General features: G+C 60.7%; 15 protein-coding genes. 8 read left to right on the top strand and 7 right to left on the bottom strand.

The window, feature by feature from the left end:
- Positions 1–110: 110 nt before the first annotated feature.
- The 3 genes from NAT23_RS11260 (at position 111) to NAT23_RS11270 (ending at position 3,233) form a co-directional block, all read left to right on the top strand.
- Positions 111–1,712 (top strand): sulfatase-like hydrolase/transferase, encoded by a 1,602-nt coding sequence (locus NAT23_RS11260; protein WP_251928360.1) that lies wholly within the window; start codon positions 111–113, stop codon positions 1,710–1,712.
- Between the two features lie 45 nt (positions 1,713–1,757).
- A complete protein-coding gene (locus tag NAT23_RS11265; RefSeq protein WP_251928362.1) occupies positions 1,758–2,030 on the top strand; it encodes a DksA/TraR family C4-type zinc finger protein in 273 nt (90 codons plus the stop codon).
- A gap of 99 nt (positions 2,031–2,129) precedes the next feature.
- Positions 2,130–3,233 (top strand): alkene reductase, encoded by a 1,104-nt coding sequence (locus tag NAT23_RS11270; protein WP_251928365.1) that lies wholly within the window; start codon positions 2,130–2,132, stop codon positions 3,231–3,233.
- Positions 3,234–3,333: 100 nt separating this feature from the next.
- On the opposite strand, the gene fdhA is transcribed toward NAT23_RS11270, so the two are convergent.
- On the bottom strand, positions 3,334–4,524 hold the full coding sequence (fdhA, locus tag NAT23_RS11275) for a formaldehyde dehydrogenase, glutathione-independent (protein ID WP_251928367.1): 1,191 nt from the start codon (positions 4,522–4,524) through the stop codon (positions 3,334–3,336).
- Between the two features lie 270 nt (positions 4,525–4,794).
- Between fdhA and NAT23_RS11280 the strand changes: the two genes are divergently transcribed.
- The 3 genes from NAT23_RS11280 to selD all read left to right on the top strand — a co-directional run bounded on the left by NAT23_RS11280 (position 4,795) and on the right by selD (position 7,884).
- On the top strand, positions 4,795–5,259 hold the full coding sequence (locus tag NAT23_RS11280) for a copper resistance protein NlpE N-terminal domain-containing protein (protein WP_251928369.1): 465 nt from the start codon (positions 4,795–4,797) through the stop codon (positions 5,257–5,259).
- Positions 5,260–5,353: 94 nt separating this feature from the next.
- Entirely contained in the window at positions 5,354–6,733 is a 1,380-nt protein-coding gene (radA, locus tag NAT23_RS11285) for a DNA repair protein RadA (RefSeq protein ID WP_251928371.1), read from the top strand.
- A gap of 110 nt (positions 6,734–6,843) precedes the next feature.
- Entirely contained in the window at positions 6,844–7,884 is a 1,041-nt protein-coding gene (gene selD / locus NAT23_RS11290) for a selenide, water dikinase SelD (RefSeq protein WP_251928373.1), read from the top strand.
- A gap of 74 nt (positions 7,885–7,958) precedes the next feature.
- On the opposite strand, the gene NAT23_RS11295 is transcribed toward selD, so the two are convergent.
- Positions 7,959–8,642 (bottom strand): type 1 glutamine amidotransferase, encoded by a 684-nt coding sequence (locus tag NAT23_RS11295; RefSeq protein WP_251928375.1) that lies wholly within the window; start codon positions 8,640–8,642, stop codon positions 7,959–7,961.
- Positions 8,643–8,692: 50 nt separating this feature from the next.
- Here NAT23_RS11295 and NAT23_RS11300 point away from each other — a divergent pair, with 50 nt between their 5' ends.
- A complete protein-coding gene (locus tag NAT23_RS11300; RefSeq protein WP_251928377.1) occupies positions 8,693–8,986 on the top strand; it encodes an MGMT family protein in 294 nt (97 codons plus the stop codon).
- A gap of 30 nt (positions 8,987–9,016) precedes the next feature.
- Here the strand turns inward: NAT23_RS11300 and NAT23_RS11305 are convergent, their stop codons facing one another.
- On the bottom strand, positions 9,017–9,376 hold the full coding sequence (locus NAT23_RS11305; RefSeq protein WP_251928380.1) for a gamma-glutamylcyclotransferase family protein: 360 nt from the start codon (positions 9,374–9,376) through the stop codon (positions 9,017–9,019).
- 104 nt (positions 9,377–9,480) lie between these two features.
- On the opposite strand from NAT23_RS11305, the gene NAT23_RS11310 reads away from it, so the two are divergent.
- Positions 9,481–10,068 carry a YjaG family protein gene (locus NAT23_RS11310; protein ID WP_251928382.1) on the top strand — a complete coding sequence of 196 codons (588 nt, stop codon included), beginning with the start codon at positions 9,481–9,483 and terminating at the stop codon, positions 10,066–10,068.
- A gap of 66 nt (positions 10,069–10,134) precedes the next feature.
- Here NAT23_RS11310 and hisF read toward each other — a convergent pair whose 3' ends face one another.
- From hisF to hisB, 4 genes are read right to left on the bottom strand one after another with little or no spacing between them, the layout of a single operon-like run.
- A complete protein-coding gene (gene hisF / locus NAT23_RS11315; protein ID WP_251928384.1) occupies positions 10,135–10,908 on the bottom strand; it encodes an imidazole glycerol phosphate synthase subunit HisF in 774 nt (257 codons plus the stop codon).
- Positions 10,905–11,651, bottom strand: coding sequence for a 1-(5-phosphoribosyl)-5-[(5-phosphoribosylamino)methylideneamino]imidazole-4-carboxamide isomerase (hisA, locus tag NAT23_RS11320; RefSeq protein WP_251928385.1), 747 nt, complete (start codon positions 11,649–11,651; stop codon positions 10,905–10,907). The genes hisF and hisA overlap by 4 nt, the downstream gene beginning before the upstream one ends.
- Positions 11,652–11,689: 38 nt before the next feature.
- Positions 11,690–12,331, bottom strand: coding sequence for an imidazole glycerol phosphate synthase subunit HisH (gene hisH, locus NAT23_RS11325; RefSeq protein WP_251928386.1), 642 nt, complete (start codon positions 12,329–12,331; stop codon positions 11,690–11,692).
- Positions 12,332–12,368: 37 nt separating this feature from the next.
- On the bottom strand, positions 12,369–12,962 hold the full coding sequence (hisB, locus tag NAT23_RS11330; protein ID WP_251595254.1) for an imidazoleglycerol-phosphate dehydratase HisB: 594 nt from the start codon (positions 12,960–12,962) through the stop codon (positions 12,369–12,371).
- Positions 12,963–13,219 lie beyond the last annotated feature (257 nt).

A 13,219-nucleotide genomic window follows, 5' to 3' on the forward strand; every position in this document is an offset into this window, starting at 1 on the left:
TCAATAATGACTTGTATCTTCAATAGTGACGCTGCAACCGGGTGCGCGCAAGGCTGCCGGGCCTGTGCGTGGGTGAGGCGGCTTTGTGAACGCTTGCCAAGGATGAGGGGATGCCAAGAAACCTGTTTGCGCTGACCCTTGCGGGGGTGATTGTTGCGCTATCGGTGCTTCTGATGCCTTCTGACGCCTCACGGATATCAGAGCCGGCGGCGTGGGTCGGCGCGCCGTTCGAGCTTCTTTGGGGGCTTGCGCTGTTGTGCGTGCTGCCTCGAAAGGCGGCCAGACGCGCAAGCGTAGCCATGGCGGTGCTGCTGGTCGTGCTGCTTGCCTGGAAGCTTGCCGATATCGTTGCGCGCACTGCGTATTGGCGCACGTTCGACCCGCTGGCCGATTGGCGGTTGCTGGCGTCGGGCTGGAACGTACTCACACAGTCGATTGGCACTGGCTGGTCGCTTGGGGTACTTGGTGCGCTAATTTTGCTTCTGGTCGCGGTCGGATGGCTGAGTGCCGCAGGGCTTTATCTGGCCTCTCGCTTGGGGCAGCGCAACCGGCTGCGGACTGCGGCGCTTTGGGGGGGCGTCGGCGCGGTGTGTCTGGGAGGCGGGGTGATCGATCAGGAAATCGGTGAGCGCAGTGCAAGTCGATTCGTTGCCGAGCACGTTGAGCTTTCACGCCACAATCTTGAGGCGCTGGCCTCGCTCAAGATCGAGCTTGGCAAGGACGCACTTGCAAGCATGCCCTCGAACAGATTGATGACGCAGATCAAGGGGCAGGACGTCCTGCTGCTGTTTATCGAATCCTATGGGCGCAGCGCGCTCGATGCACCGGAGTATTCAGGCGTGGTCCGTGCGCGTCTCGAGGCAATCGAGCGGTCGCTCGGTTCGGCAGGCTATGAGGCCTACAGTGGGTGGCTCGAATCCCCAACGGTTGGTGGTCAGAGCTGGCTTGCCCACGCAACGCTTCTATCGGGACTTTGGATCGACAGTCAGCGCCGCTACGAGTGGCTGGTTGAGTCCCCCAGGCTCACGCTCAATCGGCTTTTTCAGCGAGGCGGCTGGCGAACGGTTGCGGCCATGCCGGCCAACACCCGGCCGTGGGATGAGGCCAGCTTCTTCGGCTATGACACGGTCTATGACGCCAGTAACCTGGGTTATGAAGGCAAGCCCTTCAACTGGGTCACCATGCCGGACCAGTTCACGTTGTGGTCTCTATATCAGCGGGAGCTTGCGGTTACGCGGTCGCAGCCGGTCATGATCGAAGCGGCGCTGATCTCGAGCCACGCCCCCTGGACCCCCATTCCAACCCTCAAGGCGTGGGATCACCTCGACCAGGGGCGAGCGTTCGATCAGGAGGCCGACTCGGGAGACCCGCCCCGAGTGGTGTGGCAAGACCCGGATCGAGTGCGGCGCCAGTATTTAAAATCGATCGACTACACTTTGAAGACGCTCGGAAGCTTCGTCACCGAGTTTCAGAAGACCCGCCCCATCGTGGTGGCCGTCGGCGATCATCAGCCGGCGTCGATCATCACGGGAAGCGAGGCCACTCGCCAGGTGCCGATGCACATCATGGCGCCCACGGGCAATTCGATGTTGCTATTGGCAAAACGGTGGGGCTGGACTCAGGGCATGATTCCGGAGGCCAGACTGCTGCCCATGACGATGGCAGCGGTTCGTGACCGGCTGGTCATGGGGCTTCAACCACCAGGGCGTTAGTGCCGCGCCACACGGGCGGGGCCGAAGGATTTCAAGGAGAGCATCATGGCCGGAGGATGGGCGCGCGATGGCGCCGTACAGGACCAGATCGATGGCACGGTCGAGGATGGCATCGAAGAAGTGCGCAAGCGGTTGTCGGCGCATACCGGGCCGAGCCTCGAGTTCTGTGAAGAATGTGACGCCGAGATTCCAGCGGCCCGTCGAGAGGCAGTGCCGGGCGTGCGGTTTTGCATCGAATGTCAGAGTGCGCAGGATAAGCGTCAGACGCGTCACAGTGCCTACAATCGTCGCGGCAGCAAGGACAGCCAGCTTCGCTGAGCGTCGATAACCGTGCGCTATCCGGTCGATGACTTGATAAGTCTGCTAATTGCTACCATGCTCACGTCCATCAAGTGACTTGGACTGCATGGAGGCCGCATGGCACACGACATCCTTTTTAAACCGCTCAAGGTTGGCGATATCACGCTTCCCAATCGCGTGCTGATGGCGCCCCTGACGCGCGCTCGCACCCCGGACATGGTACCGGGCGCACTTCAAGAGACGTATTACGGACAGCGGGCCACATCTGGGCTGATCATCAGCGAGGCGACCAATATCTCGCCTACTGCGCGCGGCTATGTCTACACCCCCGGTATCTACACCGATGAACAGGAAGCCGGCTGGAAGGATGTGGTATCAGCAGTGCACGCCCACGGCGCGCACATAGCGATGCAGCTCTGGCACGTGGGGCGCGTGTCGCACGTAAGCGTTCAGCCTGACAATCAGGCCCCGCTCGCGCCGAGCGCCCTTCGTGGCGAAGGTGCGCAGGCGTTTATCGAATTCGAGGATGGCTCGTCCGGTCGCGCCGATGCCAGTACGCCCCGTGCGATTGAAACCGGCGAAATTCCCGGGCTGATTGATGAATATCGTCAGGCCGCGGTTCGCGCCAAGCGCGCCGGGTTTGATATGGTCGAAGTACATGCCGCCAACGCGTATCTCTTGCAGCAGTTCATGGCCACCGGGTCGAATCAGCGTACCGATGACTATGGCGGCTCGCTTGAAAACCGGGCGCGTCTACCGCTCGAGGTGGTCGATGCCGTATGTGAGGTATTCGGTCCGGGGCGTGTGGGACTTCGAATCTCGCCCTTCATCGAAATCTTTGGTCTGACCGACGATGAATCCGAGGAAATGGCCTTTTACATGGCCGAGGAGCTCAACAAGCGCGGTATCGCGTATCTGCACGTCAACGAGCCGGATTGGGCCGGTGACGATATTCATCTGACAGATGAGTTTCGCGCCGCGTTGAGAGCGCGGTTCTCGAAGGGGGCCCTGTTCTTCTGCGGTCACTATACCGCCGAGCGCGCCGAGGATGTGATCGAGCGTGGCATTGCCGATGCAGCGGTCTTCGGACGTCCCTTCATTGCCAACCCGGATCTGCCCGAGCGCTTCCGGCGCGAGGCTACTCTCAACGAGCCGAACCCGGATACGTTCTACGGCGGTGGCGCAGAAGGCTACACCGACTATCCGTTCTTGATCGATTGACCTGGTTTTCGATCGGCTGATCGCGCGGCGATCAGCCAAGAAAAAGGCGACACACTGTGTCGCCTTTTTTGTAGCTCGGTATCGAACGTACCGGTCAGGCTTAGAGCTGGCCGTGCGGGTCGATGACGAACTTCTGAGCAGCACCACCGTCGAACGCGGCGTAGCCCTTGGGCGCGTCGTCCAGCGAAATGGTCTGAACGTTGACGGCCTTGCCGATCGGGGCGCGGTCGCGAAGGATAGCCTTCATCAGCTGGCGCTGATAGCGCATTGCCGGGGTCTGACCGGTGTGGAAAGACATGGCTTTTGCCCAGCCAAGACCGAATTTCATCGAGATGTTGCCGTGCTTGGCTTCTTCGCTCGATGCACCCGGATCTTCAGTGACGTACAGGCCCGGAATACCGACCTGACCGCCTGCCTGGGTAATTTCCATGGCGGCGTTAAGAACGGTCGCCGGCTGTTCATGGCTGTGGTTATGGCCATGGCAGTTGGCTTCGAAGCCGACCGCGTCGACGGCGCAATCCACTTCCGGAATGCCCAGCACGCTCTCGATCAGATCCGGCATGGACGCGTCCTGCTTGAGGTCGAGCCCTTCACAGCCAAAGCTGCGTGCCTGTTCAAGGCGCTTGTCGTTCATGTCGCCCACGATGACGCAGGAGGCGCCCAGAAGCTGTGCGGACATGGCGGCCGCCAGGCCGACTGGGCCCGCGCCTGCGATGTAAACGGTTGAACCAGGACGCACGCCCGCCATGTAGCAGCCATGGAAACCTGTCGGGAAGATGTCGGACAGCATGGTCAGGTCAAGGATCTTTTCCATGGCCTGTTCCTTGTCCGGGAACACCAGCAGCTGGAAGTCGGCATACGGGACCATGACGTATTCGGCCTGACCGCCAACCCAGCCACCCATGTCAACGTAGCCGTAAGCGCCGCCGGCGCGATCGCCGTTAACATTGAGACAGATGTGCGTATCGCCGCGGATACAGTTGCGGCAACGGCCGCAGGCGACGTTGAACGGGACGGATACGATATCGCCCTTGTTGACGAATTCGACATCACGACCGCACTCGATAACCTCACCGGTGATTTCGTGACCGAGAACCAGGCCTTCAGGGGCCGTGGTACGACCGCGGACCATGTGCTGGTCGCTGCCGCAGATGTTGGTGGTCAGGACCTTGAGGATAACGCCGTGATGGCATTGACGGTTGCCCAGCGCCAGTTCGGGAAAGGGAATGGACTCGACGTTAACCTTTCCGGCGCCGCGAAAGACAACGCCTCGGTTGGCGGGTGATGACATGGCGTGCTCTCCTAATTTTTATGAACGACCTCGGCGATCTCGACGGGCCAAGGCCGGTTCAGCATAGGAGCGACTGGGGTAGGCACCTTTCTGTTTGCGACAGTTTGACGGCAAAAAACGACACTGTGCGACTAAAAGAGGAGAACGAACTGGCGACATGGAAATGTAAGTCATGCGCATCCCGGGCTGGTCGCCGACCGTCACGAACCGCTATGCTGTAAGGCAAGCCGCTGTCTTGCGGCCTGACAATGACGCAAAGGAGTACAGTTCATGCAGATCAGAACGTTGCTGGCGGGGGTTGCCATGACCGCCGTGCTCGCAGGGTGTGCGACGTCGGGCTCTCAGTCCACAAGCCAGGAAGAGCGCGTTCAGACCGCCGAGTATCAAGGGACCCTTCCTTGCCGTAACTGCGACGGAATCGAGCTTACCGTCGATCTCAAGGGCACAGAGCAGGCTCAGGCCGCCGAGCGCACCTTTTCACTCGATGCTGAATACCTGAACCATCCCCAGAATCCGCCCAAGGAGCATTACGAGGGCAACTGGGACATGATTTCCGGCACGCAGTCCAACCCGGACGCAACGGTGTATGAGCTGACGCCGAACGGCGAAGGCCAGGTGTATTACTTCCTGAAGGTCGACCCGAACACGCTGGAGCTGATCGATCCACAGCTGCGCAAGTTCGAAAATGGCCAGACTCTCCAGCTCAAGCGGCAGCAGGCCAGCGCGGCGCAGTAAGTCGTGCAGGGTTGCTATACGCTCCAAGGCGCCTTCGGGCGCCTTTTTTGACTCACGACGTTAAAGAAGAGCCCGTTTCGACCGGGGAAAGTGAATGGCCAAGGCAAAAAGTGCGTTCGTGTGCACCGAGTGCGGTGCGGAATATTCCAAATGGCAGGGGCAATGTTCCAATTGCCGCGAATGGAACACGCTGACAGAGCTGCGTCTCTCCGCGTCTCCGGCACGCAGTGGCGGTAGCTCCGCAAGCGCGGGGCGTTCAGGCTATGCCGGAAGCCTGTCATCAAATGTGACCGACCTGGCACAGGTCGATCTGAGCGAGGTGCCCCGGTTCAGCTCCACGTTCGGTGAGTTTGACCGCGTGCTGGGAGGCGGGTTGGTACCGGGGTCGGCCGTCCTGCTCGGCGGAAGCCCGGGTGCCGGAAAATCGACGCTGCTTTTGCAGACCGCCTGTGCGCTTGCTCAGGGCAAGAAGGTGCTTTACGTGACCGGTGAGGAGTCGCTTTCGCAGGTCGCCATGCGGGCGCATCGGCTCAAGCTCCCGACCCAGGGGCTCAAGATGCTGGGAGAAACCAGCGTCGAGACCATCCTTGCAACGGCCGAGCGCGAGACGCCGGACGTTTTGATCATCGACTCGATTCAGACGATGCATCTTGAAGACGTCTCCTCCGCGCCGGGTGGCGTGGCGCAGGTGCGCGAATCCGCAGCGGCCCTGACCCGCTTTGCCAAACAGAGCAGCACGGTGCTGTTGCTGGTGGGGCACGTCACCAAGGACGGTACGCTTGCCGGGCCGAAAGTGCTCGAGCACATGATCGACGCCTCGCTTTTGCTGGAGGGCGGCGCCGACTCACGTTTTCGAACGCTTCGCGGGCACAAGAACCGATTTGGTGCTGTCAACGAGCTCGGTGTGTTCGCGATGCTTGAGCACGGGCTCAAGGAAGTGAAAAACCCAAGTGCCATTTTCCTGTCGCGCGGGGAAGAGCAGGCGCCCGGCAGCGTGGTCATGGTGGTGTGGGAAGGCACGCGCCCACTTCTGGTCGAAGTGCAGGCCCTGCTCGATGAGTCAGCACTTGGTAATCCGCGGCGAGTCTCGGTCGGTATGGACAGCCAGCGTCTGGCCATGTTGCTGGCGGTGCTTCACAAGCACGGTGGGCTCTTTACTGGTGACCAGGACGTGTTCGTTAATGTGGTCGGCGGGGTCAAGGTGCTGGAAACCAGTGCCGACTTGGCGGTGCTGCTCGCGATCGTCTCCAGTCTCAAGAATACGCCGCTGCCGCGAGAGTTGGTGGTGTTCGGCGAAGTGGGGCTTTCAGGTGAGATCCGGCCGGTGCCGAGCGGCCAGGAGCGACTGATCGAGGCCGCCAAGCACGGGTTTACCCGCGCCATCGCACCGAACGCCAATGTGCCCAAGAAGCGGCCTGAAGGGATGGAGGTCGTCGCCGTAGATAAACTTATGCAAGCCATCGATGCCCTGTAACGCTTCGGCATGGCTTGACTCACTCGAGCCGACGTACACTTGCGCCGATGCTATTATCTAGTGAAACACTCTGTGCACCGCGTGGATGCGGTACGCCATAAGGACCGATTATGACTTCCATTCGCTTGACGCAGTACAGCCAAGGTGCCGGCAGTGGCTGCAAGGTGGCTCCTGACGTTCTGGACTCGATTCTTGCCAATGCAGGCCCCGGCGCCATCAATAGCCAGCTGATCGTCGGTAACCAGGGTCACGAAGACGCCGCCGTCTTTGATCTCGGCACGGGCCAGGGCCTGGTCTCGACCACCGATTTCTTCATGCCGATCGTCGACGATCCGTTCGATTTCGGGCGTATCGCTGCGACCAACGCCATGAGCGATGTCTACGCCATGGGCGGCAAGCCATTCATGGCGCTGGGAATTCTTTGCTGGCCGCTGTCGAAACTGCCGGCGAAGATCGCAGGCGACGTTGTCTCGGGCGCGCAGACCGTTTGCCGCGAGCTTGGGGTGGCGCTGTCCGGTGGGCATTCGATTGATACGGCCGAGCCGATCTTCGGGCTTTCGGTCAACGGCATGGTTCCGCTTGAAAATCTAAAGCGCAACATGGGTGCCAAACCTGGCGACAAGCTGTATCTGACCAAGCCTATCGGTACCGGCCTTTTGACCGAAGCCGAGCGCAAGGGCGGTCTTGATCCGGGCCACCGCGGCCTTGCCACCGAAACGATGCTCAAGCCCAACCGCATCGGTGAAGCGCTGGGGCGCATCAAGGGTGTCAACGCCATGACCGACGTCTCCGGCTTCGGGCTTGCGGGCCATCTGGAAGAGATGTGTCGAGGCAGCGGCGTGCAGGCGCGCATCGAATTCAACAAGGTGCCCCGCATCAAGGTGGCCGAGGGCTATCGCCGGCAAGGCATCGTGCCGGAAGCGACCGCACGCAACCGCAACGCGCTTGGCAAGGCGCTGAATCAGATGGACGACGCACATTGGCAGTGGCTGTGCGACCCGCAGACCTCCGGCGGACTTTTGGTCGCGGTTGACCCGGCCTGGGACGACGATGTCGAGCGTTTGGGGCGTGAGTACGGCATGACCCTCGAGCCGTTCGGAGAGTGCCTGAGTGCCAAGGAGGGGGCGCCGACGATCTCGGTCGTGGGATAACGCCTGAGCCTTTCAAAAACGCCCCGAATTCGGGGCGTTTTTTATGCGTCAGGACAAGCGGTTTACGGGGGCGCTCAATCGATCAGCTCGTTGAGCCAGGCGAGCATCAGCCGGTCGAGAATCGGGGCCAGCCGGTCAAAGCGCTTGCCGATATCCAGTGCGTCCGCCTCGAATTGAGTATAGGGACCTTCGATTGCGGTCTTGGCGTTGTACTGCGCGCGTGCCCAGGCCGGCGTGGCCTCGGGATGGCCCTGCAGGGCGATGACTCGGTTGTAGTCCCAGCTAAAGCCCTGAACCGGGCTTGCCGTGCTCGCGCCGATGGGCGTGCACCCCTCCGGCAGGCCGAACACGCGCTCGCGCCATTGAAACAGATCGAACGTTTCCGGCAGCGGCAGCGCACAGTCTTCGTGGCGCGTAACGGTATGCCAACCGATTTCAGGGGATGCGGCCGGTGAGACCACGGCGCCGAGTTGTTCGGCGATGAGTTCAGCGCCAAGGCCAAGGCCAAGCAGGGGCTTGTTGCTTTTGAGGATGCGATCGATCAACTGCCGTTCGCGTTTTGACCACCCAAGCTGTGCGTCGCCGCTGACCGGTGACGGTCCACCCAGTACGACCAGCGCATCGAAATTGCTTGGGCGTGGCGGCACTTCGTCTTTATGAAGTTCGCAGACGTTGTAGCTGTGTCCCATGCCCGTCAGCCAGTCAGCCAGCCGCGCAGGTGCATCTTCGTCGCTATGCTGTAGGAAATAGATGTGCATGATTCCCTCATGGTGAAAACAGCGAGTGCGTTAATTTAGCGGAGGAACCGGTGAAAGAGGCGTTAAAAGAACAGGTTACCACGGTCATGGCGCGCATACCCCAGGGCCGGGTCACGACCTACGGCACCATCGCCAGGATGACTGAAGGCGCGACGGCCCGCTCGGTCGGCTATGTGCTCAGAACGCTGCCGGCCGGGCATGACTTGCCGTGGTTTCGTATCGTGCGCTCTGGCGGCATCCTGGCCGACCACGGTGGTGCGGATGATCAGCGTCGACGCCTGCAGGACGAAGGCATTGTCTTTGATGAGCGCGGGCGTATTCCGGCGCGTTTTTTCTGGCCGTGAACCAGGCGTGAACAGAGGCAATGCCTTCATTCAAACGCGCTCGGTACGGTAGGCAAGCCAGTCTCCGTGGGGTAACGGCCGTGCCGTGTCAGGAAGGGCATCGAAGCGGTAGTACCAGGCCTTGCCGTAAGGCGTTGAAAGGGTCGTGGCACGCGTCATGGCACCGTGTGCCAGATGCTGGTCGAGCCAGGCCAGATGCGCATCACTCAAGGTGTATACTTCCCCTTCGATGGCAATGTTGCCGGGTTCGAACAGCGCGGTTTCCTGCGGGGTTTCGAACAAACGAAATCGAGGTCGTGTGCGGTGATGGCCCAGCAGGCGGGCACCGTCCAGCAGGTGGTGGTTCGGTGCGCTTCTAAGGCAGTCGGCGTAGGCGAACAGGCGCGGCATGAGCGCTCCTTGAGCAACAGTGCGATGTGCCACAAAGCTAGCATATTTGTCGAGCGGGCGCGGCGGATGGCCCGATCGACCCCAACGCGGAATCAAGGCAGAAAATGGACACCATGAACGTTACCGAGCACGCGGCCACCCGTATCCGTGCGTTGAGTGATTCTCAAGCGTTGGCGCTGGCCGCGGCGCTTTGCGAGCGAATGCTGCCGAACTACGGCCTTTATACCGAGCTGACCGGGCAGGGGGATATGCATCGCGTTCGCGTGATGATGGATCTGATCTGGGAGCAGTTGGGCCCGAGCCAGGCTCGAATCGATTTCGAGCGTCAGAGCGAAAAGCTCGAGGAGCTTGAGCCGGACATCGATCACGACGATAGCCTTGGGGCTCGTCTTGCGCTTGAGACGACCATGGCGCTTTCAAGCTGTTTCGATGGTCTTCAAAAATCGCGCCCGATCGACAGCGCCATGGAAGTCGCCCAGCTTTCAAGTGCGGGCGTTGCGCGGTTTCTCGAGTTGAGCCGTGACGCAGACGATGACGCCGATTTGACTCAGGAGCCCCTGATGCAGGATGAGCAGGCGTTTCTGGAGGCCGTTCTCGATCAGATCGAGGCGGGGCTTGATCAAGAGCAGCTCAAGGCCGTGAAGCGCCTTGCTCGCAACGATGGCGTCAGTAACGTGGGTGTGGCGCTTTAATCAGGGCGTCGGGTGAGGCGCAAAGGTTTGGTCTTTGCGCCCCTGACTCGAGACGGTCAGTGACCCTCAGAGGCGCATTTCGATGCCATGATCGGCCATGTAACGCTTGGCGTCTTCAACCGTATGTTCGCCGAAGTGAAAGATGCTGGCTGCCAGTACTGCATCGGCGCCCCCTTCCTTGACTCCGGCCACCAGGTCATCAAGCGAGCCGACACCGCCTGAGGCAATGACCGGCACGGAGACGGCGTCACTGATCGCGCGCGTCATCGGGAGGTTAAAGCCCTGACGCGTTCCGTCGCGGTCCATGCTGGTCAGAAGAATTTCACCGGCGCCGTACTCGACCATCTTGCGTGCCCATTCGACCGCGTCCAGCCCGGTTTCCTTGCGCCCACCATGAGTAAAGACTTCCCACTTGAGCGGTTCACCCTCGGTGCTGACCTGTTTGGCGTCGATCGCGACCACAATGCATTGGCTGCCAAAGCGCTCGGCAGCTTCCCGAACGAATTCCGGGTGGGTGACGGCAGTGGTGTTGATCGAGACCTTATCGGCGCCGGCGTTGAGCAGCGCCCGAATGTCTTCGCAGGTGCGAATGCCGCCGCCGACGGTGAGGGGTATGAAGACTTCGCTTGCGATCCGGCTGACCATGTCAAGCGTTGTGCCGCGCCCTTCATGGCTTGCCGTGATGTCGAGAAAGGTAATTTCGTCGGCATTTTGCTGGTTGTAGCGTTTGGCGACCTCGACCGGGTCGCCGGCGTCGCGGATGCCAACGAAATTGATGCCCTTGACCACGCGCCCGCGATCAACATCCAGGCACGGTATGATGCGTTTGGCCAGGCTCATGAGCCTTCTCCTGCCTTGCGATCGCACAGGGCCTGGGCTTCTTCGACATCAAGCGAACCTTCATAGATGGCTCGGCCGGTGATGGCGCCCAGGATGCCCTGGTCGGCCACATCGGCAAGACCTTCGATATCCTCGAGGTTGGTCACACCGCCTGAGGCGATGACCGGCAGACCGCCTTCACGGGCAAGTTCGACGGTCGCGTCGATGTTGACCCCCTGCATCATGCCGTCACGGGCGATGTCGGTATAGACGATGCTCTCGACGCCATCGTTGGCGAATCGCTTGGCAAGTTTTGTTGCCTTGATGGTCGAGACCTCGGCCCAGCCGTCGGTCGCGACAAACCCGTCGCGGGCGTCGAGTCCGACAATGATGTGACCGGGAAAGGCCTTGCACATCTCGGTAACGAACTCCGGCTCTTTTACCGCCTTGGTACCGATAATGACGTAGGAGACACCGGCATCGAGGTAGTACTGAATGGTTTCTCGGGAGCGGATGCCGCCGCCGATCTGGATGGGAAGGTTGGGGTAGGCCCGAGCGATGGCGGTTACCGCCTCGCCGTTGATCGGTCGCCCTTCGAAGGCCCCATTGAGATCGACCAGGTGCAGGCGGCGTGCGCCGGCGTCAACCCAGCGGCGCGCCATGGCGACCGGGTCGGCGCCATAGTCGGTCGCATCATCCATTCGGCCCTGCTTGAGACGAACACAGTGGCCGTCCTTGAGATCAATAGCGGGTATGACCAGCATGTCGTGTCGAATCCTTTATTGTTGAATGTGGGCCGTAATCAGGGGGCCCAGTGCACGAAGTTTTCCAGAAGCTTGAGGCCGACGCCGGCGCTTTTTTCAGGATGAAACTGAACGGCAAACACCGCGTCCCGGCCAGTGGCGATGTGCGCCTGATGATGGCCGTAGCGGGTGGTGCCGAACACGTGGGCGTCGTTTTCGGCCGAGACGAAATAGCTGTGAACGAAATAGAAGCGTTCACCGGTGGCAATGCCTTCCCACAGCGGATGCATATGGTGCTGATCAACCCGGTTCCAGCCCATGTGCGGCACCTTGAGGCGGTGACCTTCGTTATCGGTCATGGTGTCATCGAAGCGCTTGACCTTGCCCGGCAGGTAATCGAGGCAGTGCACACCGCCGTTTTCCTCGCTGTGACTCATGAGCATCTGCTGGCCGACGCAGATGCCGAGCAGCGGTTTGTCGGCGTCAGTTAGAAGCTCGTTGACAAGCCCCTTGAGCTGGGTGCGTTCGAGTTCGCCCATGCAGTCACGAATCGCGCCCTGGCCCGGAAGCACCACGCGGGTCGCGCCCTTGATCGCGCGCGCATCTCGCGTGATGGTGACACGTTCGTCGCCGACATGTTCCAGCGCCTTGGCAACGGAGTGCAGGTTGCCCATCCCATAATCGATGACGGCAATGGTCATGTAGTCTCCTGGTCGTCACATCAATGAAAGCGGTAGCTTACAGGCTACCCTTGGTGGAGGCGATACGCCCGGCCATGCGTGGGTCACGTTCGGCGGCCATGCGAAGCGCGCGTCCGAAGGCCTTGAAGATGGTCTCGACCTGATGGTGAGCATTGTCGCCTTTCAGGTTGTCGATGTGCACGGTGGCCTGGGCGTGGTTTGCAAAGCCCTGGAAGAACTCCGAGACCAGTTGGGTGTCAAACCGGCCGATGGTTGCCCGGGTAAACGGTGCGTTCAAGAATAGCCCCGGGCGTCCGGAAAAATCGATGACCACTCGAGAAAGCGCTTCGTCGAGCGGTACATAAGCGTGGCCGTACCGGTAGATGCCTTTCTTGTCGCCCAGCGCTTTCGCAAACGCCTGGCCGAGTGTAATGCCGACGTCTTCAACCGTATGATGATCATCGATGTGAAGGTCGCCCTGGGCGTCGATACTGATGTCGATCTGTCCGTGGCGGGCGATCTGATCAAGCATGTGTTCGAAAAACGGGACCCCGGTGTCTGCTTTCAGATCGCCGTTGCCATCAAGGTCGATGGACACGGTAATCTGCGTTTCCTGAGTGTTTCGGGTAACAGTGGCAGTTCGGGTGTCCAGGTCGGGACGAGACATCGCACTCTCCGGCAAGCTCGGTTGGAATACAGGCGACCGCTGAAACGGGCGCCCCGTGAAGTGGGGTCATTATAGAGAAGGCGCCTTGCCATCCGCTACACTAGGACGCCGCCGCCGATAAATGAGCGTGCAGGCTACCTGCATTGGCGGTCATTCGTTTCAGTTTATGTCTGCAGCGACGATGTTAGAAAAGGGATGGCCCGCCTGCCGCGAGCCATCATCTCGCGCGATATGTTGCGCAA

Source organism: Larsenimonas salina (assembly GCF_023736155.1).
Classification (GTDB): Bacteria; Pseudomonadota; Gammaproteobacteria; order Pseudomonadales; family Halomonadaceae; genus Larsenimonas; species Larsenimonas salina.